We start from the raw sequence: 26,306 nt of genomic DNA on the forward strand, positions 1-26,306 counted from the left end.
ACGGGCTTGACTGTGCCGCAACGGCACAGTTTCTCCTGGGTCCCAGCGCACCGACGGCACGGATTCGCGAAGACCGAGGAGTACGCCATGACCGACAACATGACCCGCAACACCTGTACCGATACGGCCACTTGCCGCCACGCCGAGCCGACACCGGCCGAGTCTGTCGGCCCCGCTGGGCAGAGCCAGGCGGCGCAGCAGAAGCTGCTCGACCAACTCGGCGGCACGAAGGGGATGGTGTACTCGGCGATCCCGGTCGCGGCCTTCGTCGGCGCGAACGCCGCGCTCGGCCGGCTGCCGCTCGCGATCGGCGTCGCGCTGGCCGTGGCCCTGCTCATCACGGTGTGGCGGATGGCGCGGGGGGAGCCGTTCACCGCGGCTGCCGGCGGCCTCTTCGGTGTCGCGGCCGCGGGCGGTGTCTCGGCGTGGGTCGGTTCGGCGGGTGGGTTCTTCCTGATCGGGATCTGGGCGAGCTGCGCGGGCGCGGTGCTCCTGGCCGCCTCGCTGCTGGCCCGCAGGCCGTTGACGGGGCTGTTGTGGAACGCGCTGCACGGCAACCGGCACCCGTGGCGACACGACCGCCCCAGCGTGCTGGCACATGATGTCGCCACGGCCACCCTGACCGTCCTGTTCGGGGCCCGGTTCGGCGTGCAGCTGTGGCTGTACGAGAACGGGTCCACGGAGTGGCTCGCTCTCGCCAAGGTCGGGATGGGCGTACCGCTGCTCGCATTGGCCCTGCTGGTCGTCTTCTGGGCGTTCCGCCGGTCGACCAAGCGCCTCGTGACACTGCCTTGACCGTGCCGCGACGGCACGGAGTCACCTCGTACCCCACCTCCCGGAGGAGCCATGAAGAAGATCCCCCTGCCCGCCGCAGCCACTGCCACCGCCACCGTCGCTGTGCTCGCACTGACCGGCGCCCACATCGCCCCCGCCGGCGCTGCGGACGCGGCCACCCGCGCAGTCACCGACGCGGACAACGAACGTGTCCCCAAGGGGGCGGCATGGACCCAGCACTACTTCCCGTCCTCGGACGGCTCCGGCACCGACCTGCACGCCGATGTCCTGTTGCCGGAAGACCTCCCCCAGGGCAAGAAGGTGCCGGTGATCCTCTCCGTCGGCGCCTACTTCGGTCACTCCGGAGAGCTCACGGACGAGGGATGGAAGCAGCCCGGCCCCTCCGCACGCTTCGAGGACCTCGTCGAGGGCGGCGACCTGTTCAAGCGGGGCTACGCCCTCGTGCAGGTGGACCTGCGTGGCTTCGGCGGGTCCAGCGGCTGCCTCGACTACATGGGCAAGGGTGAGCAGGCCGACGTCAGGGCGGCGATCGACTGGGCGGCGAAGCAGCCGTGGTCCACCGGCAAGGTGGGCATGTACGGCAAGTCGTACGACGCGACGACCGGCCTGGTCGGCAACAACCTGGATCAGGACGCGCTGAAGGCCGTCGTCGCCCAGGAACCCGTGTGGGACATGTACCGCCTGACCCGCTCCAACAGGGTGCCCAAGCTCGGCGGGGTCCTCGCCCCCAACTCCTACAACCAGATCGCCCAGTTGCCGCCGCTGCCCGACGACGACAAGCGCTACAGGAACAACAGCCAGTACGAACTGAAGCACCCCGAATGCACCGCCTACAACACAGACAACAACCTCAAGGCCGACCCCGAGGACCCGTACTGGCGACAGCGTGACCTGGCGAAGCAGGCCAAGGGCAGTGACACACCGCTGTTCGTCACCCAGGGCTTCATCGAGTCGAACACCACGCCTGAGGCGATGCAGGAGTACCTCGCGAACCACCAGGGCACCGAGCGCGGCTGGCTCGGCCAGTGGGACCACGTACGCGGCAACGACCGTACCGAGGACGGGCGGTTGCAGATGGGGCGTGCGGGCTGGTTCAAGGAGGTGATGTCCTTCTACGACCAGCAGCTCAAGGGCATCGACCCCACGAGCGACTACCCGGCCCTCGCCATTCAGGACAGCACCGGATCCTGGCGTTCCCAGGACACCTGGCCCGTCTCGGACCGCTCCGCGACCGTGTCCCTGCGCGACGGGTCCTACGTGGACCGGGGCGAGCCCGGCGACGCGGCCTCCTTCCTCACGTGGTCCGAACCGGTCGAGCGGGACGTTCGTGTCACCGGAACCCCCAGGATCGCCATGGACACCGAGGGCAGCGGCAACGTCATGGTCAAGCTGTACGACGTCGCACCGGATGGCTCCGGTGTCATGTTCGACGAGCAGGTCTCCCTCGCGGACGCCTCCGGCCATGTGGCGATGGATCTCAAGTCGACCGACTGGCGGCTCGCGGCCGGGCACTCCCTGGCCGTCGAGATCGGTACCGTCCAGGACGGTGTGTGGGTCGACACACCGACCGGCGATCACATCAAGGTGAGCGACGCACACCTCACCCTCTCGGTCGACGACCCCGCCGACGACCGGGCCACCGAAGGCAAGCGCTCGCCATACCTCGACACCTACCTGAAGATGTACACGAAGAAGGAACTGGCCACGCAGCCCCCCTCGTTCACGGTCCCCACGGCGCGTGACTGACATCGCGATGGACACCGCGGCTACCGTGAGCCGAAGTGCTTCGGTCCGGTGGAGCCCTTGGAGCCCGGTGGAGCCCGGTGGAGTCCGACGGAGGAGGAGAGAAGTGAAGGCGCTGCGTTATCACCGCTTCGGCGGGCCCGTCGCCGTGGAGACGGTCCCCGATCCGCGGGTTCCGGACGACGGCGCGGTGATTCGCGTCGCGGCCTCCGGCCTGTGCCGCAGCGACTGGCACGCGTGGTCCGGCCACGACGACACGGTGACACTGCCGCAGATCCCCGGGCACGAGTTCGTCGGCCGGGTCGAGGCCGTCGGTGCGGAGGTGCGGCACTGGTCCGTGGGTGACCGTGTGACGGCCCCCTTCGTCAACGGGTGCGGGACCTGCGAGTGGTGCCGGAGCGGGAACGCGCAGGTGTGTCCCGACCAGACGCAGCCCGGCTTCACCCACTGGGGTTCGCATGCCGAGCTGGTCGCCGTGCGGGCGGCCGACGTGAACCTGGTGGCAGTCCCCCGGACCATCTCGGACGCCGCGGCCGCAGGCCTCGGGTGCCGGTTCGCCACGGCCTACCGGGCCGTGTCCGCCCGCGGGCGTGTGCAGGCCGGCGAATGGGTGGCCGTGTTCGGGGCCGGGGGAGTCGGGCTGAGCGCCATCATGATCGCTGCCGCGCTCGGTGCGCGGCCGATCGCGATCGACCCCTCCGCCGACGCCCTGGCGCTCGCGGCCAAGGCCGGGGCGGTACACGTACTGGGCGTCTCGGACGGCACCGTCCCCGAGATCGTGGAACTCACCGGCGGGGGAGCCCATGTCGCCGTGGACGCGGTCGGGGCGGCCGAGGTGATCGACATGAGCATCCGGTCGCTGCGCCGACGCGGACGCCATGTGCAGATCGGGCTCCTGTCCGGGCCGCTGCCCGCCATTGCGTTGGACCGCGTGCTGGCCTGGGAGCTCGACGTCCTGGGCAGCCACGGCATGGCGGCGAGCCACTATCCGGAACTCCTCGACCTGGTCGAACGTGGGGTGCTGCGGCCGGCCGACCTCGTGACGCACGCGGTCGGGATGGACGAGGCCGCGCCCCTGCTGTTCGCCGAGGACACCGCCCGCCGCTCGGGAATCACCGTGTTGCGTCCGTAGGGCGGGCCCGACTCCGGCGCCGTGCCGGTCGGCAGGTGTCTTCAGTAGTGCCTTCAGCAGGGCGCCTTCAGTAGGGCGTATTCAATTGGTGTCTTCAGTCGACAGGGTGGCCCGGAGTGATTCCTTCGGCGTCGGAGAGCCTGAACGGCTGCCGCTCGAACGCGCCGCCGGTGCCCGCGGCCTCCGGGGCGAGGACGAACCCCACGTGGTCGCCGCCGTCGAGGTGTGTCACCACGCTGCCGACGAGCCAGGCACGGGCCGCTGGGAGTACGACGGTGCCGTGCGGGCCGCGGGTCCAGTCGACCGGCGCGAACTTGTCCACGTCGTCGCCGCTCTCGCCGCCGAACAGCCGGGCCAGAGCGTGCTGTTCGCGGCCCAGCAGGTGTACGGCGAGGTGGCCGGCGTCCTTGGCGATGCCGTACGTCCGGTTGGCCTTCGAAAGCCAGACGACGTAGCGGACGGGGTGGATCGAGCACTGCGAGGAGAAGCCGACCAGGCAGCCCGCCCACTCGCCGTCGGCCTCGGCAGTGACGACGCACAGTTCCGGGTCCAGGTGGTCGACGAACGCGTCCGCGAGGGGCATGGCGGCAACCTCTCCCTTTGGTCGGCAGGCACCGGTGCGACGACACCGGGACTGTGCCCGATGGTCCGTCTCCAGCTGACCATAGAGAGGGCGCGGCCGCGCACCGGTCACTCCTCGGCGGCAGCCCGGCCGGTTCCCACGAACAGATCCTTTTCGCGGATCCGGGACGTCGCCCAGACACTGCCCACCGCGGACAGGACGAGATACCCGCACGCCAGCCACGGGGTGCCGCCTCCGATGGCGAGGAAGGCGGTGACCAGCAGCGGCGTGATGCCGGACGCGAAGATGCCGGAGACCTGGTAGACGGCCGACATCCCCGTATAGCGCACGTGCACCGGGAACAGTGCGGCGAACAACGTGCCCTGCGCCCCGTAGAAGCAGGCGTGCACGATGCCCAGGGCGAGTACGAGCGCCACGGCGAAGCCCAGAAGGCCGCCCGTCTCGAACAGCAGGAAGGCGGGGAAGACGCACACGCCGAACGCGGCCATGCCCGTCAGATAGGTGCGCCGCGCGCCGAACCGGTCCACAAGCCGCCCCGACACCGGGACGAGCGCCGCCATCACCAGCGACGCCCCGGTCACCGTCAACAACACTGGCGTACGCGGCAGTTGCAGCGTCCCGGTCGCGTACGTCAGCGCGAAGACACCCCAAGTATTGAAGGCCACGCCCTCACCCCAGCGAGCCACCATGCCGAGCAGCAGATGACGGCGCGACAGCCGATCGCGCACCACCTCCACCAGGGGTACGGCCCGTGGCTCCGCCGTCCGGTCGAGCACGGCGCGGAAGGCGGGTGTCTCGTCGATCTTCAGCCGTACGGTCAGCCCCACGCCAACCAGGACCAGGCTGGCCAGGAACGCGACCCGCCACCCGTAGCCGAGGAAGGCCTCGTCGTTCAGTACGTTGCTCAGGAGCGCGAACACGCCCGTGCCGAGGGCGAGTCCGAGCGCCAGGCCGATCTGCGGGTAGCTGCCGAACCGGCCCTTGCGGCCCTCCGGGCCGTGCTCCACGGCCAGCAGGACGGCCCCGGCCCACTCCCCGCCGATTGCCACGCCCTGCGCGACACGAAGGACCAGCAGCAGTATCGGGGCGAGCGCGCCCACCTGCTCGTATGTGGGCAGGAGGCCGATCAGTGCGGTCGACACACCCATCAGGCCCATGGTGAACGCGAGGGTGCGCTTGCGGCCCACGCGGTCGCCGATGTGCCCGAAGAGCAGGCCGCCGAGCGGACGGGCGACGAAGCCCACCGCGAAGGTGGCGAAGGCGAGCATGGTGCCGACGGTGCCGTTCGTCTCCGGGAAGAACAGCTTCCCGAAGACGAGGCTCGCCGCTGTGCTGTAGAGGAAGAAGTCGTACCACTCGACGGTGGTACCCAGCAGGCTGGACAGGACGACGGTCCGCAGCTTGCGCCCGGCCGTCGCGCCGCCGTCCGTGCCCGTGCGCGCATCCGTGTCCTGGGTGTCCGCGGGTTGGGTGTCCGTGAGTTGGGTGTTCATGCCTGGGCTCACACGCCCGCGAACGCGACGGTGCCGGGCTCGACGGGGGCCGGCGCGGCCGGGTGGTTCCACAGCCCGCGGCGCTCCAGCAGCGGCAGGACGCCCTCGCCGAACCAGTACGCCTCCTCCAGGTGTGGCACACCCGAGAGGACGAACTCGTCGATGCCCAGCCGGTGGTACTCCTCGATACGGTCGGCGACCTCCTCGTGGCTGCCGACCAGGGCGGTGCCTGCGCCGCCGCGCACCAGGCCGACACCGGCCCACAGGTTGGGGTAGATCTCCAGGTCGGAGCTGGTGCCGCTGGAGTGCAGCGCGCGCATCCGCTTCTGGCCCTCGGACTCGGAGGTCGCGAGGCCGCGCTGGACGGCGGCGACGCGCTCCGGGTCCATGCCCTGCAGCAATCGCTCGGCCTCCGCCCAGGCCTGCGCGGCGGTGTCGCGGGCGATGACGTGCAGCCGGATGCCGAACCGGACGGTGCGGCCCAGGAGTTCGGCCCGCCTGCGGACCTCGGCGATCTTCTCCGCGACGGCCTGCGGCGGCTCGCCCCAGGTCAGATACGTGTCGGTGTGCCGGGCGGCGACGTCCAGGGCCGCGGGCGAGGAACCGCCGAAGTAGACGCTGGGCACCGGGTCCGGCAGTCGGCTCAGGCGGGCGCCCTCCACGTGCAGATGGTCGCCGTGGTGGTCGACCGTCTGCCCGTCCCACAGACGGCGCACGATGTCGAGGAACTCGCCTGTCCGTGCGTACCGTTGGTCCTTGTCGAGGAAGTCCCCGTAGGCGCGCTGCTCGGCGCTCTCGCCGCCGGTCACCACGTTCAGCAACAGGCGTCCGTGGGACTGCCGTTGGTACGTGGCGGCCATCTGGGCGGAGAGCGTGGGGGAGATCTGTCCTGGCCGGAAGGCGACGAGGAACTTCAGCCGTTCGGTGACCTGCGTCAGCATCGCCGTGGTCAGCCACGCGTCCTCGCACCAGGCGCCGGTGGGCGTCAACGCCCCCTCGAAGCCGAGCTGTTCCGCTGTGCGGGCGATCTGGCCCAGGTACTCCACGGACGCCGGACGGTCGCCCCCGGCGGTACCGGGAGTCGAGCCGTGACCGCCGCCGACGACGTGGCGGCTGTCGCCCGTGGTGGGGAGGAACCAGTGGAAGGTGAGTGTGGACATGACGGGGTGAGGACCTCACGGAGTACGGGCGTGCGACGGGCAGGCCTTCCGGGCGTGCCGACACCACGGCGAGGAGCCGGGTGCGGAGGGGCGAACCGGACGGTCGGCGCGGGCGCGCGGGAGGGGAGGGGGAGCGCCGCGGTGCGTGCGGCGGGCAGGGAGCGGCGTCAGCGCCGACAGCAGGCGCCGGCGTACCGGCAGAGGTCGATGTGCCGACGTGCGACGAGCGGTGTGCCGATGCCGGATCCGCCGTGCGTCGCGGATACAGGCGAGGGCGGGGTATGTGCTTGCACGGGCCGCCCCCTCCTTGCCTACAATTCCTACTGGATTACTAGGGAAATCTCTCGCGCCGACGCCCGCTGGTCAAGTTCCGTCTCGGTGGGTGGACGGGGGCGGGCATGGAGGAGTGTGCCGACCGGGCCGTGGCGGCGGATCAACGGGCGGCCTCTCCTCGGCGTAGCGTCACCAGTACGCTCGGCGGTTGCCGGGACGGCGCCCGTGTCAGCCCAGGCGGGCGGCCCGCCGGAGGCATCGCTGTTTTCTACATGCCAGGTGAGGCGGCACGAGGATCGGAGAGCTGTCCGATAGGACACGGAGCGTCGTCCTACACGACGCGTCCGGAGGCCTCGACGAGCGGTAATGAGGGTTCGGCGGGCGAGCAGCCCCTCACGGGCTTGCGCGGTCGAAGCCGTAGCGCAGTGGCTCGTCCTGTACGTAAAGGTCGCGCCGGTAGACGTACAGTGCGTCGGCTCGCAGGTCCTGCGGGCCGGGCGGCTCCTCCACGTCGCAGGGGCGGGTCACCTGAACCACCGGCGGGCGGCCCGTGACGCGCAGACGCAGTCCGTGGGCGGGCCCGCCGTCAAGGACGGCGAGTTCCCTGTCGCCGGTGTCGTGAGTGTTCGCAGACGCTGATTTCGGCATGGCACATTCCCTGAACTGTTGTGCTGCGGGCGTGGCTTCTTCGGTCAGGTGGCATCGGGATCGAGGGCCGGCCGCGTGCCCTCGGGGGATGACGAGGGCTTCGCCAGGCTGACGGTGGCCCGCAGTGAGTCGGTGGCGTCGGCCAGTTCGTGACGTGGGTCGAGCGCTTCGCGGATCTCGTCGAGTTCCCGGCCGAGGTCGGTGCCGCCGCTCAGCACGTGCTTGCGCACGAACGTCTTCGGGTGCAGGTCCCGCACGTCGAAGTCCTGGAATTCCGGGCCGAGATCGGAGCGGATCTCCTGCTGGGCGCTGTCGGAGAACTCCCGGATCTTCCGTACGGTGCGGGCCACGTTCTGCAGGAACTCCGGCAGCTTGTCCGGCCCGAACAGGAGCACACCGATCACGGCGATCGTGAGCAGCTCCAGCGGGCCCACATCCGAGAGCATTCGGCACTCCTTGCCTGGCGGCGGCGCGGCGCATCGCCGCGCCGCACTCGAAGGTTTCGAGATTGCGCAACCAATGAAACCATCCGCGCCGCGGCAGCGTCGCCCGGGGTGGCGGTCCGCGTCTTTCGGAGGGGGCCGGCTCGCTCAGGCCGTCGCCGCCCGCGCCTCCAATTCGCTGAGTTCCGCGGTGAACTGTGCGCCGGCGAGCAGCGCCAGGTTGGACAACCACAGCCAGATGAGGAAGACCACCGCGCCGGCCAGCGACCCGTAGAGCCTGCTGTAGGTGCTCAACTCCGAGGTGTAGAGAGCGAACCCGGCGGAGGCGCACAGCCACAGAAAGGCGGCCAGGGCGCCGCCGGGGATGCTGTGGGCACGGACGCGGGCCTGTGCGGGGCCGGTGCGGAAGACGATGACGACGAGCAGAGCCACCACGCACAGCAGCATGGGCCAGCGCAGCAGACTCCACGCCCATGCGGCGGCGGTGTCGAGGCCGAGGTAACGGCCCGTCGTCTCGGCGACCGGGCCGGTCATCAGGAGCACCAGGGCGCTGAGGACGAGGATGCCGAGCAGGGCGAGCGCCGTGATCAGGATGCGGTGGGCCTTGTGCCAGGTCGAGCGGCGGTCCGCCACCCGGTGCATGCGGTGGACCGCGCGACGGAACACCGCGAGGTAGCTGGAGGCCGACCACAGCGCGCTGACCGAGCCGACGCACAGCAGGGTCCAGGCGGCCGTGCCGTGGTGCAGCGCTCGGGACAACACATCGTGGAGTTGGGTGCCGGACTGCCCGGGAGCGTAATCGCTGACGTGCGCGATGAATTGCTCGGCCGTCTCCGGGCTGATGAGGCTGAACGCCAGGGAGATGACCAGCAGGGAGGGCAGTACGGACAGGATCGCGTAGTAGGTGAGAGCCGCCGCCGAGTCCGACATGTCGTCGCGCCACATCGACACGGGGGTGCGGCGCAGCGCGGACCGCCACGCCGACACGCGATTGTCACCTCTTGAGGGGAGGGGACGTGAGTCCCGCTCGTGCGACGTGCCGTCGAAGGCGTTTGGCTCAGCGGACATGCGGCCTGCGGTGCGAGCGTGCGGAGAAGCGGATGTGCATGCGGAAACGGTACGGGGCGAGCGCGTCCCCCGTATCGGAGGCGATCCTGGTGAGTGGGGGAAGGACGGTGGAGGGTGTGGTGTCCTGGTGGAGACTGACGCGCAGCACGGCGTCGAGTCGGCCCGACCGTGTTCCGCCCCGTACTCGGGGCCGGCAGTGGGCGACACCGTCGACGTCCTCCACGAGACCGGCCAGCGTGTCCTCCAGGGCACGGGTGTGCAGATGGCTTCGTGAAACGGGCAGGGCCACCAATCGCCGCCGTCCGGTGCGCAGTTGCCGCGCACCCCACCAGGTGAGCAGGACGGCGGCGATGATCGAGGTGGCCATGACGGTGGGCGTCCACCACTCCTGGCCGCGCATCGAGGCGAGGCGTTCAGCGGGGACGAGCGGGGTGTGAGGGCTGCTGAGGGCGGACCACCGGTCGGGCACGGCGGACCGCCACGACGTGTGCCCCAGGCAGAGCAGGCCACCCACCGCCACGGCGGCCAAGCCGCACACGGCCAGCGTGACCCGGTTCAGGAGCGTACGGCTACGGGGCATCGGTGACACGGCCCTTCTGCTGGCGTGGTTCTTGTACCGGCACCGGCTGGAAGCCGCCGCTCGGGGCCTGCTGCTCGGTGCTTGGACCGGGACCGGGACCGGCACCGGCACCGGCATCAGGATCGGACCGGTCCCGGGCGGCGGCCGGTTCAGCGGGCCAGTCGCTCCCTGTACGGACCTTGACGCGAAGTCTCAGTGGGCGTCGCAGGCCGCAACCGTCGAGGACGGTGTGTGCCGCGGTCCGGATGTCGCTTCGCGCGATCGTCCTGTCTCCGAAGGCCAGTTGGGCGCGGACGACGACGCGGCGCCGACGCGCCCGGACACGCACGGTGCCGACCCCTGGCACGTCCCCCACGGCATCGCGCACCGCAAGCCCGATCGCCTTGCGGTCCATGGCCGCCCGCAGCTGCGCGGCGGGGGAGGCCACGGTGAGCAGCCCACGGCGCCCGGGGCTGACCGCCAGGGCGATCATCAGGATGCCGAGGACGGCGAGAGCCCCGGCGGCGACGGCGACGAAAGGGGCGTCCGGGCCGTGCCCCTCCAGCCAGTGGACCGCGTCAGTGCGCCAGGATGCGGCCGCGCGGTGGGCCCAATGCACCCTGATCATGTCGGCCGCCAGTATGCCGCTGGCGGTGGCCGCCGCCAGGCAGAGCAGCGCCGTCGGTAGCCTGCGCGGCGACCACCAGCGCAACGGCGTGCGGGAGCCGGAGTCCCCCGAGTCCCCGGAGCCCCCGCTGTCCCGGTGTGTGGCACCCGGGTCGTCGGTCGCCGTGAGCGCCGCTGCGTTCCTCTCTGCTGGCGCCGGGAGGAGTCCGGTGACATGGACCCGTGCGGGGCCGACGTGAAGGCCCGTCAACTCCTGTGTGCGGCGGGTGACATGATCCTGGATCAGTCGGGCGGCTTCGGGCAGTGGCGCCGGGAACGGCACCGCCACCTTCACTCCGACGTCCGCCCGGCGTCCACGCACGGTCGCGGAAGCGGCCCCGCCGCGGACGGGACCCGGCGTGGCCTCACCGGCCGCACGCCCGGCGATCTTGCGCACGACTCTGTCCGAGACGGCCGTCGTGCCCCGCTCGGCGGCCTCGGTCATCGCCGGCCCCGTTCCCAGCTGTCGCGCAGGTCCTGGACGTGCCCTCCGGCGTCGAACCAGTGGCCCGCCGCCCCGCCCACGGCGCCGAGGGCAGCCACGAGCAGGAACGCTCCGAAGCCCCCGAAGTACCCTGCGAAGGCCAACGCCATCCCGGCGAGCATCCCGGTCATCGCTCTGGTCACTGCCACCTCACCTCACCTCGTCTCGACCGGCGCCCAGGACCCCGGCCGCTTCCGTCGGCCCGTATGTACGACCTGCCGGTCACTCCACGCGGGTCTCCGCGGCGGGCGCCTCGTCGTCCTCGGGCAGGTGCACGTCGTTGATCGTGACGTTCACCTCCACGACCTCCAGACCGGTGATGCGCTCCACCGCGGAGATCACGTTCTCCCGCACGTCGCGGGCCAGGTCCGAGATCGGGACGCCGTACTCGACCACGAGGTCGATGTCGATGGCCGTCTGCCGCTCGCCGACCTCGACCTTCACACCCCGCCCGACGTTCGGCCGGCCGCCCGGCACCCGGTCGCGCACGGCACCGATGGTGCGGGAGAGCCCGCCGCCCATGTCGTGGACGCCAGGGATCTCGCGTGCCGCGATACCGGCGATCTTCACCACGACGACGTCGGCGATGGACGTCCTGCCGCGGTCGGAGGCGGGCTGATCGGCTCCCGTCGCGCCGCCGAAGACCTCCGTCGTCTGCGTGGCTTGCGTCGTCTGCGTCGGCCGGCCGGAGCGCTCCAGCGGCACGTTCTTGGCGTCTGGTGCACTCTGCGTGTTCGTGCTCATGGCGTGTCCTTCTCTCTGCGGTCGGTCAGATGCTCTTACGTGGATAGACCCGCCCCGGACGCATCTGTGACGCGCCAACCGGAAGAACTTTTTTCGGAATTGCTGCGTCACAGATCCGGCGCAGGTGTGTCCAACAGGCAGGAAGAGACGAGAGGAGCCACTCAGTGGCGGGTGCCCGCAGAGACACCGCACCGCCCGAGGGCGGGAGCGAGACCGATGACCAGCTGCTGACGGTCCGGGCCGCGGAAGGGGACGAGGACGCCTTCGCCGTGCTCGTCCAGCGGCACGCTCCGGCGTTGCTGCGGCTGGCCACCCGGCTCCTCGGCACGCGCACCGAGGCTGAGGACGCCGTGCAGGACGCCTTCGTCAGCGCGTGGCGGCGGCTCCCCGAGTTCCGCGGCTCGGCGTCGTTCGGCACCTGGACGTACCGCATCGTCACCAACCGGTGCCTGAACATTCTGCGCACCCGATCCCGCAGGCCGGTCGTGTCGCTGGAGACGGCGGCGGACGTGGCCGCGCCCGAGCACACGGTCTCGCCGGCCCGGATCGCCGAGGCCCGCGGCGCCGTGCGCGAGCTGGGCGCGGCCCTCGATCAACTGTCGGCCGAACAGCGCGCGTGCTGGGTCTTGCGCGATCTGGACGGCCAGTCCTACGACTTCATCGCGGACGCGGTCGGGATCAGCCAGGAGGCTGTCCGCGCCCGTGTCTTCCGTGCACGACGCTGCCTGACTCAAGCACTGGGGGCCTGGCGATGACCGCTCACACCGACCCGCCCAACACACACTCCGAGGGCCCCGACGACGAGCAACTGCCCTGCGGCCGCCTGCTGTCCCAGGTGTGGGCCGCGTGGGAGGAGCAGTCGGACGACCCGCACCTGCACGCCTGCCCGCACTGCAGGGGTGCCGTCGACGACCTCACCCAGCTGGAGACCGCGGTACGCGACCTGCGCGAGGAGCCGCTGGACGACACCGGCCAGGACGCGGCCGCGCTGACACGCCGCGTCATGGACGTCGTACGACTCGAACTGCGTCCCGGCCGCCCGCTGCCCCTGGGGGAGCCCGACGAGGACCTGTCCGTCATGGAGGCGGTCGTCGCGCGGGCCCTGCGAGCGGCCGCGGAGACCGTGTCCGGAGTGCGGGCCGGGTCCTGCCGCCTTCGGCCCCTGCCCTGGCCGGGCGCACCGGATCGGGTCGAGGTCAGACTCGAGATCCACGCACCGTTCGACGCCTCACTGCCCGACCTCGCGGAGGACGTCCGTATGCAGGTGTGGGAAGCGGCGGACCGCGACCTCGGCATGCCCATCTCGGCCGTGGACATCCGTGTCACCGACCTCATCGACAGCACGACCGATGACCAGGAAGGCCGAGCCCGATGACCAGGACCAGCCCCCCGGACCACCTCACCGACGACATCGCCCGCGCCGTGGCCGATGTGCCCGGTGTGGCCTTCCTCAAGCCCGATCTCGCCGGGCGCCTGCGTTCCGCGCTCGCCCACCCGGCGCCACCCGCCGGCGGAGGTCCTTCCGGATTGCGGCTCACCCCTCCACAGAGTGCCGACGGCCCCTGGCACATCGAGATCCAGCTCGTCGCGCTCGCCCGCTTCCGCACGGTGGACGTGGCCCGCGCCGCCCGCCGGACGGCAGAGGAACAGCTGACCGCAGCCGTACCGGACCAGAGCGTGCGGGCCCAGGTCAGCGTCACCGTGACGGGACTGATCTGACTGGGACCAGCACCAGTGGAAGCCGCTGAGAAGGGAAGCACCCAGCACGGCTGCGGCCCGGTTCACGACGGTCCGCGACGGTTCAGGACCGCGTCGCAGTACCGCACTTGTCGTCCCCGGCGCCGCTCATCCGCTCGTCCATCGCGGTGCTCCGGTCGTACGGGTCCACCGCGGGGCCGTCGCCGGTGTCGCCGTCGGCGGTGAAGGACGGGGTGAGATAGCCGTTGTAGGTCTCGCAGCCGCCGTTGGTGGTGTTCACGCGGTTCGAGATGACCGAGAAGGTGCCCGGTTCGGTGATCACCTTCGACGGGTCGGGCCAGTTCATCACCACTTCGCGGCGGACGATGACGCGCGTGACACGGTCGCTGCCCGCCTCCGCGGACACGACCGGATACACGTACGTGACGTCCGTGGTGACCTCGAGCGCGCCCTTCTCGCCCGTGCGGTACGTGATGCGGCCGCGGGTCTTGACCTCATGGCCGACCAGCTGCACCTTCGAGGTGTCGAAGCGGCTGAACAGCACGAGTGGGTTGTACTTCTCGCTCGGGGCGGTCAGCGACCTGTCCAGGAAGGTGCGTTCCTTCGGCTGGCGGGGGTTGATGAGGGCGATGGCCTCGGCGGGGTGATCGCCGCGCAGCACCTCGGGGTCAAGGCTGGACGCGGTGAGGAAGTCCCGGGAGCGTTCGAGGGAGCGAGCCACCTGCGCCGTACTCATCCAGCCGGTGGCCCGGGCCGCGGGCACAGTGATCCCGGCCGATCCGGAGGCCCAGCGCGCGGCGGGCGAGCCCCTGAACGGCTCGTCCAGCGTGGGGCTCGCGGCCGCATCGTCCGGCGGCGGCGCCGTGGGCCGGGCGGTCTCCCCGGCCAGTGGTGTCGCCGCGTCGGCGTCGCCGCCGAACCAGCCCGTCACCCGCCCCGGGTTGAGCGCCACGACCACCGCGGCGAGCGCAGCCACCAGGCCGAGCGCGTACCAGCCCGTGCGGCGGTGCGGCCGGGGCGGCTGGTGCGAACGCCACGGCTCGGGCCGGGCGTCCCGCTCCTGCAAGCGGCGCGTCACCATGCGGGCGCGCGCCGACGGTTCCTTCGGTGCGTCCCGTACGCCGTCCTCCGACTCCTGGAGGAAGCGCTCCCAATCGTCGTCGGACAGCGGCGAACCGCCGTGATCCCCACCCGAATTCACTTCTGAACTCCCCTTGTGCCATGTGGTTTCCGTGGCGGCCAGTCCCTCCCCAGGGCCGGCCACCATCGACGGATCATGGCACACGCGCGAACGCCGGGCGACGCCGAAGCGGGGAGAGGCCGTTCAGGAACGGCCCCTCCCCGGTGGTCAGCGGACGGTCAGACGCGGTCCGCTGCGATCAGCAGGTACTGGAACGAGCCGTCCCGGTACGAGTTGATGAACGCGTCCTCGATCCCCGTGACGAGCGACGACGTGGCCCGCAGCTCCCAGTACGGGAGGGTGTCGGGGGTGAGGTCGATGACGGTCTGGGGCACCAAACGGTTGTCGGCCATCGCGCGCAGGTACTCCCGGCGCGAGTGGATGTTGCACTCGAAGTGCGCGTTGATCTGGGACACCCACTTCGACGGCTGGCCGTACCGCGGGTTCCAGCAGCCGGTGATGGTCACGTAGCGGCCGCCGACCTCCAGGATGCGGGAGTGTTCGGCGAACAGGTCGTGCAGGTCGACGTACATGGTCGACTCGTTGTTCCACGACCCCGAGATCTGCCCGGTCTCGAACGGGGTGTCCAGCATGTTGCAGACACGAGCCCTGACGTGGTCCTCGATGCCGAGTTCCGCCGCCCGCCCGTTCGCGAAGTCGGCCTGCTTGGCCGAGAGTGTGACCCCCTCGACCTTGCTCCCGAAACGCTGGTGCGCCATCACCATCGAGCCGCCGCGGCCGCAGCCGGCGTCCACGAGGGTGTCGTCGCGTCCGATGTCGCCGAGGTTCCCGAGCAGGTACGCGGCCTGCGCCGACTCCAGCCGGTGCAACTCGGCGATCAGCTTCTTCTCGTTCACGTCACCCGCTCCGTCACCGAGCGCGGAGTGGTCGACCGCGCCGATGCCGTAGTGGTGGTGGTACAGACCGTCGACATCGCCGAGCCGCAGATTGACCGGCCGGGCCTCGCCGTCCCAGTAGCGGGCGATGTCCCCCTGGTAGGGGGTGGCCGGCGAGGGGATGTACGGGGAGGTGCTCTGGGCCGTGGCGGTGAGTTCGGTGCTGGTCACTGATGAGTCCTATCTCTTACCAGAAGTCGGGTCGCTTACCAGAAGTCGGGCAGGCGGTAGCGGTAGGTGTTGTTCTGGTGCCATTGGTGGTTGCCGTCGACCCACGCCGCTACGCCCCGCAGGAAGCGTTGGACGTTGGGGAGCGGGCAGGCGGCGGCCAGGGCCGCGGCCTCTGTCTCGAAGGCGTGCATGAGTTCGTTGTGGACCTCGACCGACTTGAGGTAGGCATCCTTGTCGGACAGGTCCTCGCGTTCCGCGATCACGACCGGCAGGTTCAAGTGACGGCCGGGAGCGTCGAGTTCCTTCATGTACGAGTACAGGTCGTTGACGATCGTCGTCGCGTTCCCCGCGAGTGCGATGACCTTCTGCATGTCCGGCAGGGCGTGCAGGTCCGCCGGCAGTTCGTAGCCGCCGACGGTGTCGGTGATGGTCGGGCAGGGGCGGAAGTTGTTGAACTGGCGCATCGCCAGGTACTCCCACACCTCCGGTACGTGGTCGTGTTCGGACCAGGCGGCCTCGGCGAGGTAACCCATGTGCAGGCGGGCCATGTCGTGCCGGTAGCGGTCGGCCTGGGACGCGCTGCTCGCCTGGACGAAGTACTCCATGGCGGAGCGGTACGCGCGCCGGGGCGCGTCCGAGTACAGCGAGTCCGCCCACTGCGGCTGGTACTCCCGCGTCGTGTACAGCGGGTCGAGGGTGGTGTGTGCGAGCAGCAGCCGTGAGCCGAGGCCGACGGGCGAGCCGCCGTGGTCCTCGCAGTAGCAGTCGTCCAGCGCGTTCTCCGCCATCATCAGGCGGGTGGCGATCATGACGTGGTCGACGGTGGGTGCGTCGGGGTGGCAGCCGACCATGTAGCTGCCCACGGAGAACCCGTCGAACTCCTCCTCCCAGTCGTCGGGGTACAGGTCGACCTCGTCCAGCGCCCACTCCTTGATCCGGCGGCTGACCTCCGCGACCCGTACGGGATCGGGGTCGGGCGCCGGATGGTGGTACAGGCCGGGAACGGGCCGCCCTTTCGCGGTACTTGGCGCAGGAGCCGGGTCCGAGCCGGGCTTCGGGGCCGACGATGCCGGTTCCTCCCGCGGAGTGAGCCGCAGCCCCGCCGTGCCGAGACCGCTGGGCCCGCGCAGCAGCCGCTCCAAGTCGGCGTGCTCAGCCGGTACTTCACCCGCCGACGTCCCGGCGGTCGGCGTGGCAACCGCCCGCGGCGGGCACCCCGTAACGGCGCCGATGTCGCGGGCGCGGGCCGCGGCGTCGGCCAGGACCTGCGCCCCGAAGCGGGAGATCGCTTCCGGCAGGCTCGACTGCGGAGGTGTCGGCTCGGGCGGGGGCATCCATGTCTCCTTGAGGGCTCCTCGGTGGGGTGGGGGCGGCCGTGGTTCTGCCCCGCTACGTGCTGGGCCAGCGGCCGATCTGCACGTTCTCCAGCACACCGACCGCGTCCGGCACGAGGATCGCGGCGGAGTAGTAGGTGCTGACGAGGTACTTGGTGATGGCCTGCTCGTCGACACCCATGAACCGGACCGAGAGGCCCGGCTCGTACTCGTCGGGCAGACCGGTCTGGTGCAGGCCGATGACACCCTGGTTGTCCTCGCCGGTACGCATGCAGAGGATCGAGCTGGTGCGCTCCTTGGTGACCGGGATCTTGTTGCACGGCAGGATCGGCACCCCGCGCCAGGCCGGGACCTGCTGGCCACCGAGGTCGACGTGGTCGGGATACAGGCCGCGCGCGTTGAACTCGCGCCCCATCGCAGCGATCGTGCGGGGGTGCGCCAGGAAGAACTTGGAGCCGCGGCGGCGACAGAGCAGCTCGTCCAGGTCGTCCGGCGTGGGCGGCCCCGAGTGCGGCTGGAGGCGCTGCTTGAAGTCGGCGTTGTGGAGCAGACCGAACTCCCGGTTGTTGACGAGCTCGTGCTCCTGGCGCTCGCGCAACGCCTCGACGGTGAGCCTCAGTTGCTCCTTGGTCTGGTTCATCGGCTCGTTGTAGAGATCGGCGACCCTGGTGTGGACCCGAAGGATCGTCTGGGCGGCCGAGAGTTCGTACTCGCGCGGCCGCGCTTCGTAGTCGACGAACGCGCCGGGCAGTTCGTGCTCGCCCACGTGCCCCGCCGACATCGGGATCTCGGCCTCGCCGCGGTGGTTCTGGCCCCGGCCCGCGAGCGACTTGAACTCGTCGACGTGCGCCTGCAGGGGCGGCGCAGCGGACAGTACGGCCGCGAAGTCGGCGCGCGAGAGGGTGAGCAGGGTGCCCGCCGTCTCGGCGACCGCGGTCTGCTCCCAGCGGGCGTCCTCGTCAAGGAGCGCATCGTCCCCGAAGCGGTCGCCGTCGGCGAGTACGTCGAGCGCGACCTCGTCGCCGTAGCCGCCCTCGGAGAACTGACTGACGCGCCCATGGGCGATCAGGTGGAGCCGGTCCGCGGGCGCCCCGCGCTCGACCAGCGTCTCGCCGGCCCGGAAGTCGCGCTGCTCGCACCGGTCGGCGATGGCGGTCAGTACTTCGACGTCGTCGAAGCCGCGCAGCAGGGCCAGTTCGCCGAGTTCGCGGGGGATGACGCGGACGTTGCCGCCGTCCTGGATGAACTCGATGGTCCCGTCGCCGACGGTGTAGGTCAGGCGGCGGTTCACCCGGTAGACGCCGCCCTTGGTCTCCACCCAGGGCAGCATTCGCAGCAGCCACCGCGAGGTGATCTCCTGCATCTGCGGGGCGGACTTGGTGGTGGTGGCGAGATTGCGGGCGGCCGCCGTACCGAGGCTGGTCTGCCGTGGCAGGGCCGCCGCGGTGTCCGGGGTGGTCGAGTCAACTGTCATCGGATGAGCTCCCCTTGATCGCGCGAAAGCGCGCATGTCGGTAATAACGGGACGGATGAAAGAGAGTTGATGAATTCGGCGGTAATGCGTCCAGATCCAGCATCACCGTAAGGTCCGCCTCGGCTGCCGGACCAAGGAAAGTCGGCGACATTCGCTCGATGCGATGATCAAGCTCGCGGGGTGTTTGCCGGGGAAGGATGGAACTCGGCCCGATTTCTTCGTGCCTCCCGACGGGCGTGGGCCCTGGCCCACGCGGTGCACACGCGTCATAGCGGCGCCAAACCGACAGAAGTCGGCCACTCGCCGCAGAGCTCGTCGTTGCCGACTCCGCACCCCACGAGGTAGGCGAAACGTCACCGCGTTACGCTGGCCGCTGTAACCGGACACGGGGTGCCCCCACCAGAGGGCTGAGAACACACCCGTCGAACCTGAACCAGTTCGTACTGGCGGAGGGATGTCTCATGCCTGTGGTGCATGTTTCCAGTGGCCTGCCTGCCGACCGCGAGAGCGGCGCCTTCGACGGGCGGATGCCCGCGGCACCCGGCGACCTCGGCATCGAGGGTCACGGCATCGAACCGGTGCCCGAGGGCAACCGCTACGGCGGGGCCGGGCGCCTGTTCACCGTGTGGTTCGCCCCGAACCTGACCATGACCGGCGTCTTCACCGGCACCGTCGGCATCGCCCTCGGACTCGACTTCGCCACGGCACTCGCCGCCGTCGTGCTCGGCACCCTGGTCGGCGCGGTACCGACCGCGTACCTCGGGACATGGGGGAGCCGGACCGGGGCAGGACAACTGCCGCTCGCCGGGCTCGCGTTCGGGCGGGGTGTCGTGCTGCCGGGCGTGCTGCAGTGGCTGTCGTCCATCGCGTGGGACGCACTGATCGGCCTGTTCGGCGGTGACGCGCTGGCCCGGCTGTTCGGCTGGCCGTTCTGGGCCGGCGTCCTCGTCATGCTGCTCGCCCAGGGCCTGCTCGGTGTCTTCGGTTACGAGGCCATCCACCGGTTGCAGATCGTCATGACCTTCGTGCTCGGCGCCGCGTTCGCGCTGATCGCCTGGCGGCTGCTGGACGGTGTGCAGCCGGCCGCCCACGGCTCCGTGCACGGAGCCGACCGCGTCGGTGCGTTCGTCCTGACCAGCACGATCGCGCTGAGCCTCAGCCTGTCCTGGGCGCCGTACGCCAGCGACTTCAGCCGCTATCTGCCCGCGGCCACCTCCCGTACCCGCATGTTCTGGTACACGTTGCTCGGCCTGCTGGTGTCGTTCGTGGCCGTCCAGGCGCTCGGCCTGTGGGGTGCCTCCGTGCTCACCGACCAGACGGCGGCCGGGGTCGACAAGATCCTCGGCGGCGGAGCGGTCGGCGCGTTCGGGCTGCTCGCCGTGGCGCTGGCCGCGCTGTGCAGCAACGCGATGAACGACTACAGCGGCTCGCTCGCCCTGCAGACCATCGGCGTACGCATCCCGCGCCCGGTGGCCGCCGCCCTCGCCGCCGCGCTCGGCTTCCCGCTCGTGCTGTGGATGCACGCGGCGGACACCACAGCCCGGTTCCAGAATGTGCTGCTGTTCGTCGGGTACTGGATCCCCGGCTTCGTGGCGATCGTCCTCGTCGACTGGCGCGCGCGGGCCAGGGCGCGCGCCGGCGCGCCGCTCGACCTCGCCGCCGAGCGCGAACGGCGCCAACCCGCGTGGCCCGCCGTGCTGGCCTTCGCGGCGGCCTTTGCCGCGGCGGTCCCGTTCATGGACACCAGCCTGTACGTGGGTCCGGTGGCGGAAGCGCTGCACGGCGCGGACGTGTCGTACTACGTGGCGTTCCTCGTGGCCGGCGCCGTGTACGCGCCGTTGCGGCTGCGGCGACTCGACTGACCCACGAGCCCTCGTACCTCGCACCTCCTTTGCTTGGAGTCACCCCATGCCCCAGACGTCCCCCGACCGCCCCGAGGACCTCGTCGCCTTCGCGGCGCAGGCACTCGGGCGCGTACAGCACACATCACCCCTCGTGCAGTGCCTGACCAACGCGGTGGTCACGGGGTTCACCGCCAACGTGCTGCTCGCGGTGGGCGCCGCGCCCGCCATGGTCGACATCCCGGACGAGGCCGGGCCCTTCGCCCGCGTCGCCTCGGGCGTGCTGGTCAACCTCGGGACTCCGCGCGCCGAGCAGCGCGCCGCGATGCCCGAGGCGGCGCGGGCCGCGGCCGACGCGGGCACGCCCTGGGTGCTCGACCCGGTGGCCATCGGCGCCCTGCCGGTGCGCACCGCGCTCGCCGCCGACCTGCTCGCGCTGCGGCCGACCGTGATCAGGGGCAACGCTTCCGAGATCATCGCGCTCGCGGGCGCGGGTGGCGGCGGCCGGGGCGTGGACTCCTCCCACGGTGTCGACGACGCCGAGGACGCGGCAGCGCAGCTCGCGCGCACGGCGGGCAGTGTGGTCGCCGTGTCCGGGCCCGTGGACTACGTCACCGACGGCACGCGCAGCGCCCGGATCGCCAACGGGGACGCCCTGCTGACCCGGGTGACCGGCGGCGGCTGCGCCCTGGGGGCGGTGATGGCCGCGTTCGCCGCGGTGGACGAGGACCGGTTCGCGACGACGGTGGCCGCCGCCACCGCGTACACCGTCGCCGCCGAGTTCGCGGCGCGGACCGCGGCCGGTCCCGGCAGCTTCGCCGTCGGGTTCCTGGACGCGCTCGCTGAGCTCACCCCTGACGACGTCGCGACGTGGGCGGAGGTGTCATGACGGCACGTCCTCGACCGACGGATGCCGGTGTCGACCTGTCGGTCTACCTGGTCACCGACGCGGACCAGTGTGCGGCCCGCGGTCGCACCGTGGCCGAGACCGTCGCGCAGGCTGTGGCCGGGGGAGTCACCGCCGTGCAGATCCGGGAGAAGCGCGCGGGCGGACGGGAGTTCCTGCGGACCGTCCTGGACGTCGCCGAGGTGCTCCCCGAGCATGTCGCGCTGATCGTCAACGACCGGGTCGACGTGTTCCTCGCCGCGCGAGCGAGCGGCGCACGGGTCACCGGCGTCCACGTGGGCCAGTCGGACCTTCCCACCGCCTCCGTACGTCAACTCATCGGTGACGACGCCGTGTTGGGCCTGAGCGCGGCCACCACTGCCGAGCTGCACACCGCCGCGATGTCCACCGCCCGCGTCGACCACGTCGGTATCGGCGCCCTGCACGCCACCCGCACCAAGGCCGACGCGCCGGAGCCGCTCGGCCGAGACGGCTTCGCCGCGCTGGCCCGGCTGAGCGGGCTGCCCGCCGTGGCCATCGGTGGTGTCACCCCCGACGACCTGCCGCACCTGCGGGCCGCGGGGGCGGCCGGGGCCGCGATCGTGTCCGGCATCTGCGCCGCCGAAGACCCCCGCGCCGCCGCCCGTTCCTACGCCGACGCCTGGGCCGACAGCCCGCACCCCAGCAGCACGCACTCCCGCACCCGTCCCCGTATCCGAAAGGATGTCTCCGCATGACCGAGACGCCGCCCGCGGTCGCGCCGCCCCGCGTGCTGACCATCGCCGGTTCGGACTCCGGCGGAGGCGCCGGGATCCAGGCCGACCTCAAGACCATGCTCGCGCTCGGCGCACACGGCATGAGTGTGCTCACCGCCGTGACGGCCCAGAACTCCCTTGGTGTGCAAGGTGCTTGGAACCTCCCGCTGGACGCGGTGCGCACCCAGTACCGCAGCGTCGTCGACGACATCGGTGTGCAGGCGCTCAAGACCGGCATGCTCGGCGACCCCGACATGGTCGTCACGGTCGCCGAGCTGCTGGCCGACGCGCAGGCCCCCGTCGTCGTCGACCCCGTCAGTGTCTCCAAGCACGGCGACCGGCTGCTCGCCGGCGACGCGATCGATGCCGTACGGGACCGGTTGCTGCCGGTGGCGACGGTGGTGACACCCAACCTCGACGAGGTCACCGAACTCACCGGCATCGCCGTCGAGGCCGACACCGCCGAGGCCGACATGCGGCGCGCGGCCGAGCGGCTGCTCGCCTATGGACCCCGCTGGGTGCTCATCAAGGGCGGTCACCTGCCCGGAGAGGCCGTCGACCTGCTCACGGACGGCGCGCACGAGCACTGGCTGCGCTCGCCGCGCCACAACAACGCCCACACCCACGGCACCGGCTGCACCCTCGCCTCGGCCGTCGCGGTCGGCCTGGCCCAGGCGCATGGTGTGCCGGAGGCGGTGCGCCGGGCGAAGGAGTACGTCACCGGGGCGATCGCGGCGGGGTTCGCGCTGGGGGCCGGGATCGGCCCGGTCGACCATGGGTGGCGGTTCCGGGCGGCGTGATCACTTCCCGGTGAGCTCGGGTTCGCGGGTGGCCATCGTCAGTGCCATGACCAGGGCGACGAACCAGAACACTCCGGTGAAGGCGCCGATCACATTGATCCCGATGACCAACCCCAGGCGCTGAACTCTCCGGCGATGGGCAATGAACGACGGGACGACGAGGACGATCAGCGCGATCAGCGCCAGGATCAGGACTTCAAGGGTTCCTATTTTTGCAAACACCGTGTCACCCTATCCAGTCCCTTCGTCAGCACAGCCACGAAGCGGTGTTCGGGCTCAGCCCCCGTACACGTCCTCTACGTAACGTCCCTCTGCCATCAGCGCGTTGAGCCACCGCTCCGCCGCGGCCTCGTCGGCGTCCGGCGTGCGCTCGCGGTGCAGTGCGCGGAACGCGGCGCGTACGCCGGGTGCCATGCGGGCGCCGTCCCCGCACACGTACACCCGCGCCCCCGCGTCGAGGAGGCGGCCGATCTCGGCGCTTTCGGCGGCGATGCGGTGCTGGACGAAGGCGTGTCCCTCGACCGGAGCGTCGCTGAACACCGGGCGCAGCGAGACGGCTCCCGCGGTGTCGGCGGCGCGCAGTTCGTCGGCGTGCATAAAGTCCAGGTCCGGGTGGTCGCAGCCGAAGTAGAGCAGTGCGGGCGGCAGTTGGGTGTTGTGTGCCGATCGTTCGGCGATCACCCCGCGGAACGGAGCCAGGCCCGTTCCCGCGGCGATCATGATGACCGGCTCGGTGGCGTCCGGTCCGATGCGGAAGGCGTCGCGGCACGGCTGGATCCGGCCGAGGACGGTGTCGCCGGGGCGGAGGGACGCCAGGTGGTGTGAGCCCGTGCCACGGTAGCGGCCGGTTCCGGAGGCCGCGGGTGCGTCGAGGATCGACACCATCAGGTCTACGTGGCCGGGGAGTTGGGCCGGGCTGGAGGAGACGGAGTAGTGGCGCGGGCGCAGCGGCGGCAGCAGGCCGAGCAGCAGGTCCCAGGTCAGGGCGTCGCGCAGCGCCGGGTGGTCCTCGACCAGCTCAAGGAAGGTGCGCGGGTCGTCGGCCGACAGCTCCCGCAGCGCCGCGGCCTCCGGTGGGCAGGGGTTGGCGGCGGCGAGCGCGGCCACTTCGTCGGGGCTCGGGCGGTGCTGCAACTCGACGTGGAACGTGAGGAGTTCGCGTACGGTCACCGGCCGGTCGAGGGGGAGGGCTGCACGGCGCGGACGGGCGTCACGGATGTCGATCAGCGTGTCGGGGTCGAGGGCGAGGACCTTCAGGGCGCGGTCGACGAGCCCGTCCTCGTGCGCGGGCAGCACGGCGAGGTGGTCGCCGGTCGCGTACGACACACCGTCGGGCAGCGCGAGCCGCACGAACCGCTTCACGCGCGGGTGGCCGGGCGCCGTCAGGTCGTGCGCCTCGGTGACGGTGAGGGGGGCGAGCCCGTGCCGGGCCGCCGCCGTGTCCAGCGGCCCGCCGGTGATCTCGCGGATCTCGTACGCGGTGGTGGGTTCGGTGGGGGTGTTCGCGGCGGTGGCCTCCGGGTCGCCGTACCGCTCCAGGAGGGCGGTGCACAGGTCGGCGGTGAAGGTGCGGACGGTGCCGCCCAGGTCGCCGGAGGCGTCGGCGGCGGCCCGCTCGCAGAGCCGCTCGGCGCCGAGCGTGGCCAGACGTTCGTCGATGCGGGTGGGGAAGTGCTGGTACGTGGCGGCCCAGTTGCGGTCACCGACGCCGAGCACGGCGTACGTGACACCCTCGGTGGGTGTGCCGATGTCGAGGAGTCGGGCGGCGAACCGTCCGGCGTCATCCGTCGGCCGGCCGTTGTACGACGCGGCGACGATCACCACGGGGCGGTCCGTCGGGAGGCCCTCCGCGTACGCGTCCAGCGGGGCGACCTCGCTCTCGCAGCCGAGCGCGGCGGCCTCGTCGGCGAGTTGGGCGGCAAGCCCCGTGCAGGTGCCGTAGTTGCTGCCGTGCAGGAACAGGGCGCGGGTGCCGGGGAGTACGCGTACCGGCAGGGTGTCGTTGTGCGCGCCGGGCTGTTCGGTCGCGGCCGACGCGCCGGGCAGGGGTGCGTGGAGACGGTCCGCCGGGGTGCGCGGCGCGAGGGCGAGGGTGAAGCCGTCCGGCTTCAGGGTGAGCGTCTCCTTCACCGTCAGGTCGTAGTCGGCGTGGTCGACCAGGCGGTAGCGGTGCACGAGCATCGCGAGCAGCATCGTCGCCTCGTGCAGCGCGAACTGCCGCCCGATACAGGCCCGTTCACCCGTCCCGAACGGCTTGAAGGCGTGCGGGGAACGCGCCGCCTCCGCCTCCGGCGTGAACCGGTTCGGGTCGAAAAGCTCCGGGTTGTCGCCCCACACCGGCTCCCGGTGCAGCATCGGCGCCAGCACGGACACACTCTGCCCGGCGCGCAGCGGAATCCGGCCACCGAGCAGCGTGTCCTCGCGGGCCTCCCGGCTGAACGCGGCGGCCGTCGGCCACAGGCGCAGCGCCTCGTTGAGGACCTGCCGGGTGTACGTGAGCCGGCCGACCTCGTCGAAGTCCGGCTCCGGGTCCGTGGTGTCACCCCACAGGGCGTCCACCTCGCGGCGTACGAGATCGAGGACGGCCGGGTTCTTGGCGAGGTAGTACAGGGCGAAGGACATGGCGCCCGACGTCGTCTCGTGCCCGGCGATCAGGAACGTGATGACCTGGTTGCGGATGTTGGCGGTGTCCAGCGTGGAGCCGTCCTGCGGGTGCCGCGCCGTCAGCATCAGGCCGAGCAGGTCGTCGGTGTGCCGCTCGCCGCTCTCGACGCGCGCGCTGATCACGTCGTCGACGACCTGGGCGAGATAGTCGGCGTCGGTGCGGAACGCCGCGTCCGAGGCCTCGTAGTCGCGGCCGGGCACCCGCGCCAGGCGCTTCATGCTCCACTCCAGGCAGCGCACCATCGCCTCGACGAACGGGTGCGGCTCACTGCTGTCGAAGGACGCGAAGTCGTAGCCGAACCCGGCCAGTCCGATGGTGTCGAGCGTCATCCGGGTCATGTCGCCGGGCACGTCGACCGGGCTGCCTTCACCGGCGGCCACATCCCAGGACTCGACGAGGCGGCGCGCCACCTTGTACATCACCGGGTGGTACGTACGCATGGAGCCGAGCGCGAAGGCCGGCATCAGGATGTCGTGGGCGCGCGCCCAGTTCGGCTCGTCGTTGTAGGCGGTGAACAGGCCGTCGGCGGCGAATTCGCGGACGTTGCGCAGCGCGGGCCCGATGCCCTTGGCGAAGCGGGTCTCGTCGGCGAGTTCGGTGACGAGGTCGAGGTCGGAGACGAACAAGGCGTCCCGGCCGTGCATCCGCCGCACCAACTGCGGGCCGTGCTCCCGCATCAGGCTCATGATCTGCTGCAGCGGTCCGGGGCCGAGCCCGGTGGCGGTGACGTCGACGACGGGGACTCCGGCGGCGGCGTAGGCGCTGTCGTCGGGTGTGGGGGAGTCCGGCATGGTGGGGGGCCTTTCGCGGAAGGA

The 26,306-nt window shown here is 71.2% G+C and carries 27 protein-coding genes and 1 riboswitch; of the genes, 10 read left to right on the forward strand and 17 right to left on the reverse strand.

What is annotated here, in order from left to right:
• The first annotated feature begins 87 nt into the window (after window positions 1–87).
• The 3 genes from ABT004_RS07805 to ABT004_RS07815 all read left to right on the forward strand — a co-directional run bounded on the left by ABT004_RS07805 (window position 88) and on the right by ABT004_RS07815 (window position 3,670).
• Window positions 88–795, forward strand: a complete 708-nt coding sequence (locus ABT004_RS07805; RefSeq protein ID WP_351332498.1) for a DUF3159 domain-containing protein — start codon at window positions 88–90, stop codon at window positions 793–795.
• A gap of 51 nt (window positions 796–846) precedes the next feature.
• Window positions 847–2,541: a CocE/NonD family hydrolase gene (locus ABT004_RS07810; protein ID WP_351332501.1), complete on the forward strand. Its 1,695-nt coding sequence runs from the start codon at window positions 847–849 to the stop codon at window positions 2,539–2,541.
• Window positions 2,542–2,644: 103 nt separating this feature from the next.
• Entirely contained in the window at window positions 2,645–3,670 is a 1,026-nt protein-coding gene (locus tag ABT004_RS07815) for an alcohol dehydrogenase catalytic domain-containing protein (protein ID WP_351332504.1), read from the forward strand.
• A gap of 94 nt (window positions 3,671–3,764) precedes the next feature.
• Here the strand turns inward: ABT004_RS07815 and ABT004_RS07820 are convergent, their stop codons facing one another.
• From ABT004_RS07820 to ABT004_RS07870, 11 genes are all read right to left on the reverse strand, one after another.
• Window positions 3,765–4,253, reverse strand: a complete 489-nt coding sequence (locus ABT004_RS07820) for a flavin reductase family protein (RefSeq protein ID WP_351332505.1) — start codon at window positions 4,251–4,253, stop codon at window positions 3,765–3,767.
• Between the two features lie 107 nt (window positions 4,254–4,360).
• Entirely contained in the window at window positions 4,361–5,746 is a 1,386-nt protein-coding gene (locus tag ABT004_RS07825) for an MFS transporter (protein WP_351332507.1), read from the reverse strand.
• A gap of 8 nt (window positions 5,747–5,754) precedes the next feature.
• Window positions 5,755–6,906 (reverse strand): LLM class flavin-dependent oxidoreductase, encoded by a 1,152-nt coding sequence (locus ABT004_RS07830; protein WP_351332509.1) that lies wholly within the window; start codon window positions 6,904–6,906, stop codon window positions 5,755–5,757.
• A gap of 167 nt (window positions 6,907–7,073) precedes the next feature.
• Entirely contained in the window at window positions 7,074–7,199 is a 126-nt protein-coding gene (locus ABT004_RS07835) for a putative leader peptide (RefSeq protein WP_351332512.1), read from the reverse strand.
• Window positions 7,200–7,572: 373 nt separating this feature from the next.
• Complete coding sequence (locus ABT004_RS07840; RefSeq protein ID WP_351332515.1) at window positions 7,573–7,827, reverse strand: hypothetical protein; 255 nt, start codon at window positions 7,825–7,827, stop codon at window positions 7,573–7,575.
• Window positions 7,828–7,871: 44 nt separating this feature from the next.
• Window positions 7,872–8,273 carry a sec-independent translocase gene (locus ABT004_RS07845; RefSeq protein WP_351332518.1) on the reverse strand — a complete coding sequence of 134 codons (402 nt, stop codon included), beginning with the start codon at window positions 8,271–8,273 and terminating at the stop codon, window positions 7,872–7,874.
• 144 nt (window positions 8,274–8,417) lie between these two features.
• A complete protein-coding gene (locus tag ABT004_RS07850) occupies window positions 8,418–9,257 on the reverse strand; it encodes a YihY/virulence factor BrkB family protein (RefSeq protein WP_451187135.1) in 840 nt (279 codons plus the stop codon).
• A gap of 70 nt (window positions 9,258–9,327) precedes the next feature.
• On the reverse strand, window positions 9,328–9,918 hold the full coding sequence (locus ABT004_RS07855) for a hypothetical protein (protein WP_351332521.1): 591 nt from the start codon (window positions 9,916–9,918) through the stop codon (window positions 9,328–9,330).
• Window positions 9,908–11,008: a DUF6286 domain-containing protein gene (locus ABT004_RS07860; protein WP_351332524.1), complete on the reverse strand. Its 1,101-nt coding sequence runs from the start codon at window positions 11,006–11,008 to the stop codon at window positions 9,908–9,910. Before ABT004_RS07860 ends, ABT004_RS07855 begins: the two co-directional genes overlap by 11 nt.
• Window positions 11,005–11,196: a hypothetical protein gene (locus ABT004_RS07865; RefSeq protein WP_351332606.1), complete on the reverse strand. Its 192-nt coding sequence runs from the start codon at window positions 11,194–11,196 to the stop codon at window positions 11,005–11,007. Before ABT004_RS07865 ends, ABT004_RS07860 begins: the two co-directional genes overlap by 4 nt.
• A gap of 73 nt (window positions 11,197–11,269) precedes the next feature.
• Window positions 11,270–11,791 carry an Asp23/Gls24 family envelope stress response protein gene (locus tag ABT004_RS07870; RefSeq protein ID WP_351332526.1) on the reverse strand — a complete coding sequence of 174 codons (522 nt, stop codon included), beginning with the start codon at window positions 11,789–11,791 and terminating at the stop codon, window positions 11,270–11,272.
• Between the two features lie 164 nt (window positions 11,792–11,955).
• Between ABT004_RS07870 and ABT004_RS07875 the strand changes: the two genes are divergently transcribed.
• Genes ABT004_RS07875 through ABT004_RS07885 form a run of 3 tightly spaced genes read left to right on the forward strand, consistent with a single transcriptional unit; the run spans window position 11,956 to window position 13,510 of the window.
• A complete protein-coding gene (locus tag ABT004_RS07875) occupies window positions 11,956–12,546 on the forward strand; it encodes an RNA polymerase sigma factor (protein ID WP_351332528.1) in 591 nt (196 codons plus the stop codon).
• A complete protein-coding gene (locus ABT004_RS07880) occupies window positions 12,543–13,166 on the forward strand; it encodes an Asp23/Gls24 family envelope stress response protein (RefSeq protein ID WP_351332531.1) in 624 nt (207 codons plus the stop codon). The genes ABT004_RS07875 and ABT004_RS07880 overlap by 4 nt, the downstream gene beginning before the upstream one ends.
• Window positions 13,163–13,510 (forward strand): hypothetical protein, encoded by a 348-nt coding sequence (locus ABT004_RS07885; protein WP_351332534.1) that lies wholly within the window; start codon window positions 13,163–13,165, stop codon window positions 13,508–13,510. The genes ABT004_RS07880 and ABT004_RS07885 overlap by 4 nt, the downstream gene beginning before the upstream one ends.
• 82 nt (window positions 13,511–13,592) lie before the next feature.
• On the opposite strand, the gene ABT004_RS07890 is transcribed toward ABT004_RS07885, so the two are convergent.
• From ABT004_RS07890 to ABT004_RS07905, 4 genes are all read right to left on the reverse strand, one after another.
• Window positions 13,593–14,690 (reverse strand): hypothetical protein, encoded by a 1,098-nt coding sequence (locus tag ABT004_RS07890; RefSeq protein WP_351332537.1) that lies wholly within the window; start codon window positions 14,688–14,690, stop codon window positions 13,593–13,595.
• A gap of 158 nt (window positions 14,691–14,848) precedes the next feature.
• Window positions 14,849–15,736, reverse strand: a complete 888-nt coding sequence (locus ABT004_RS07895) for a geranyl diphosphate 2-C-methyltransferase (protein ID WP_351332539.1) — start codon at window positions 15,734–15,736, stop codon at window positions 14,849–14,851.
• 35 nt (window positions 15,737–15,771) lie between these two features.
• Window positions 15,772–17,070: a family 2 encapsulin nanocompartment cargo protein terpene cyclase gene (locus ABT004_RS07900; RefSeq protein ID WP_351332542.1), complete on the reverse strand. Its 1,299-nt coding sequence runs from the start codon at window positions 17,068–17,070 to the stop codon at window positions 15,772–15,774.
• A 55-nt stretch (window positions 17,071–17,125) separates the two neighbouring features.
• Window positions 17,126–18,544 (reverse strand): family 2B encapsulin nanocompartment shell protein, encoded by a 1,419-nt coding sequence (locus ABT004_RS07905; protein ID WP_351332545.1) that lies wholly within the window; start codon window positions 18,542–18,544, stop codon window positions 17,126–17,128.
• Between the two features lie 376 nt (window positions 18,545–18,920).
• A riboswitch (TPP riboswitch) is annotated at window positions 18,921–19,016 on the forward strand.
• Between ABT004_RS07905 and ABT004_RS07910 the strand changes: the two genes are divergently transcribed.
• The 4 genes from ABT004_RS07910 to thiD all read left to right on the forward strand — a co-directional run bounded on the left by ABT004_RS07910 (window position 19,006) and on the right by thiD (window position 22,826).
• Window positions 19,006–20,406, forward strand: coding sequence for a purine-cytosine permease family protein (locus ABT004_RS07910; protein WP_351332548.1), 1,401 nt, complete (start codon window positions 19,006–19,008; stop codon window positions 20,404–20,406). (Overlaps the previous riboswitch by 11 nt.)
• A 46-nt stretch (window positions 20,407–20,452) precedes the next feature.
• Window positions 20,453–21,274, forward strand: a complete 822-nt coding sequence (thiM, locus tag ABT004_RS07915) for a hydroxyethylthiazole kinase (RefSeq protein ID WP_351332551.1) — start codon at window positions 20,453–20,455, stop codon at window positions 21,272–21,274.
• Window positions 21,271–22,008, forward strand: coding sequence for a thiamine phosphate synthase (gene thiE, locus ABT004_RS07920; protein ID WP_351332554.1), 738 nt, complete (start codon window positions 21,271–21,273; stop codon window positions 22,006–22,008). Before thiM ends, thiE begins: the two co-directional genes overlap by 4 nt.
• Complete coding sequence (gene thiD / locus ABT004_RS07925; protein WP_351332557.1) at window positions 22,005–22,826, forward strand: bifunctional hydroxymethylpyrimidine kinase/phosphomethylpyrimidine kinase; 822 nt, start codon at window positions 22,005–22,007, stop codon at window positions 22,824–22,826. Before thiE ends, thiD begins: the two co-directional genes overlap by 4 nt.
• Here thiD and ABT004_RS07930 read toward each other — a convergent pair whose 3' ends face one another.
• Together ABT004_RS07930 and ABT004_RS07935 are read right to left on the reverse strand one after the other, a co-directional pair.
• On the reverse strand, window positions 22,827–23,048 hold the full coding sequence (locus ABT004_RS07930) for a superinfection immunity protein (RefSeq protein WP_351332560.1): 222 nt from the start codon (window positions 23,046–23,048) through the stop codon (window positions 22,827–22,829). It lies immediately after the preceding gene.
• Window positions 23,049–23,102: 54 nt separating this feature from the next.
• Window positions 23,103–26,282 carry a cytochrome P450 gene (locus ABT004_RS07935; RefSeq protein WP_351332563.1) on the reverse strand — a complete coding sequence of 1,060 codons (3,180 nt, stop codon included), beginning with the start codon at window positions 26,280–26,282 and terminating at the stop codon, window positions 23,103–23,105.
• Window positions 26,283–26,306 lie beyond the last annotated feature (24 nt).

It is taken from the genome of Streptomyces sp. NPDC002790, from assembly GCF_040295505.1.
Lineage (GTDB): Bacteria > Actinomycetota > Actinomycetes > Streptomycetales > Streptomycetaceae > Streptomyces.

Coding starts and splice junctions, on each gene's coding strand:
- ABT004_RS07820 (WP_351332505.1), bottom strand. CDS start 4,253: ATGCCCCTCGCGGACGCGTTCGTCGACCACCTGGACCCGGAACTGTGC.
- ABT004_RS07855 (WP_351332521.1), bottom strand. CDS start 9,918: ATGCCCCGTAGCCGTACGCTCCTGAACCGGGTCACGCTGGCCGTGTGC.
- ABT004_RS07910 (WP_351332548.1), top strand. CDS start 19,006: ATGCCTGTGGTGCATGTTTCCAGTGGCCTGCCTGCCGACCGCGAGAGC.
- thiE (WP_351332554.1), top strand. CDS start 21,271: ATGACGGCACGTCCTCGACCGACGGATGCCGGTGTCGACCTGTCGGTC.
- ABT004_RS07870 (WP_351332526.1), bottom strand. CDS start 11,791: ATGAGCACGAACACGCAGAGTGCACCAGACGCCAAGAACGTGCCGCTG.
- thiD (WP_351332557.1), top strand. CDS start 22,005: ATGACCGAGACGCCGCCCGCGGTCGCGCCGCCCCGCGTGCTGACCATC.
- ABT004_RS07840 (WP_351332515.1), bottom strand. CDS start 7,827: ATGCCGAAATCAGCGTCTGCGAACACTCACGACACCGGCGACAGGGAA.
- ABT004_RS07845 (WP_351332518.1), bottom strand. CDS start 8,273: ATGCTCTCGGATGTGGGCCCGCTGGAGCTGCTCACGATCGCCGTGATC.
- thiM (WP_351332551.1), top strand. CDS start 20,453: ATGCCCCAGACGTCCCCCGACCGCCCCGAGGACCTCGTCGCCTTCGCG.
- ABT004_RS07810 (WP_351332501.1), top strand. CDS start 847: ATGAAGAAGATCCCCCTGCCCGCCGCAGCCACTGCCACCGCCACCGTC.
- ABT004_RS07805 (WP_351332498.1), top strand. CDS start 88: ATGACCGACAACATGACCCGCAACACCTGTACCGATACGGCCACTTGC.
- ABT004_RS07825 (WP_351332507.1), bottom strand. CDS start 5,746: ATGAACACCCAACTCACGGACACCCAACCCGCGGACACCCAGGACACG.
- ABT004_RS07880 (WP_351332531.1), top strand. CDS start 12,543: ATGACCGCTCACACCGACCCGCCCAACACACACTCCGAGGGCCCCGAC.
- ABT004_RS07900 (WP_351332542.1), bottom strand. CDS start 17,070: ATGCCCCCGCCCGAGCCGACACCTCCGCAGTCGAGCCTGCCGGAAGCG.
- ABT004_RS07935 (WP_351332563.1), bottom strand. CDS start 26,282: ATGCCGGACTCCCCCACACCCGACGACAGCGCCTACGCCGCCGCCGGA.
- ABT004_RS07905 (WP_351332545.1), bottom strand. CDS start 18,544: ATGACAGTTGACTCGACCACCCCGGACACCGCGGCGGCCCTGCCACGG.
- ABT004_RS07860 (WP_351332524.1), bottom strand. CDS start 11,008: ATGACCGAGGCCGCCGAGCGGGGCACGACGGCCGTCTCGGACAGAGTC.
- ABT004_RS07885 (WP_351332534.1), top strand. CDS start 13,163: ATGACCAGGACCAGCCCCCCGGACCACCTCACCGACGACATCGCCCGC.
- ABT004_RS07830 (WP_351332509.1), bottom strand. CDS start 6,906: ATGTCCACACTCACCTTCCACTGGTTCCTCCCCACCACGGGCGACAGC.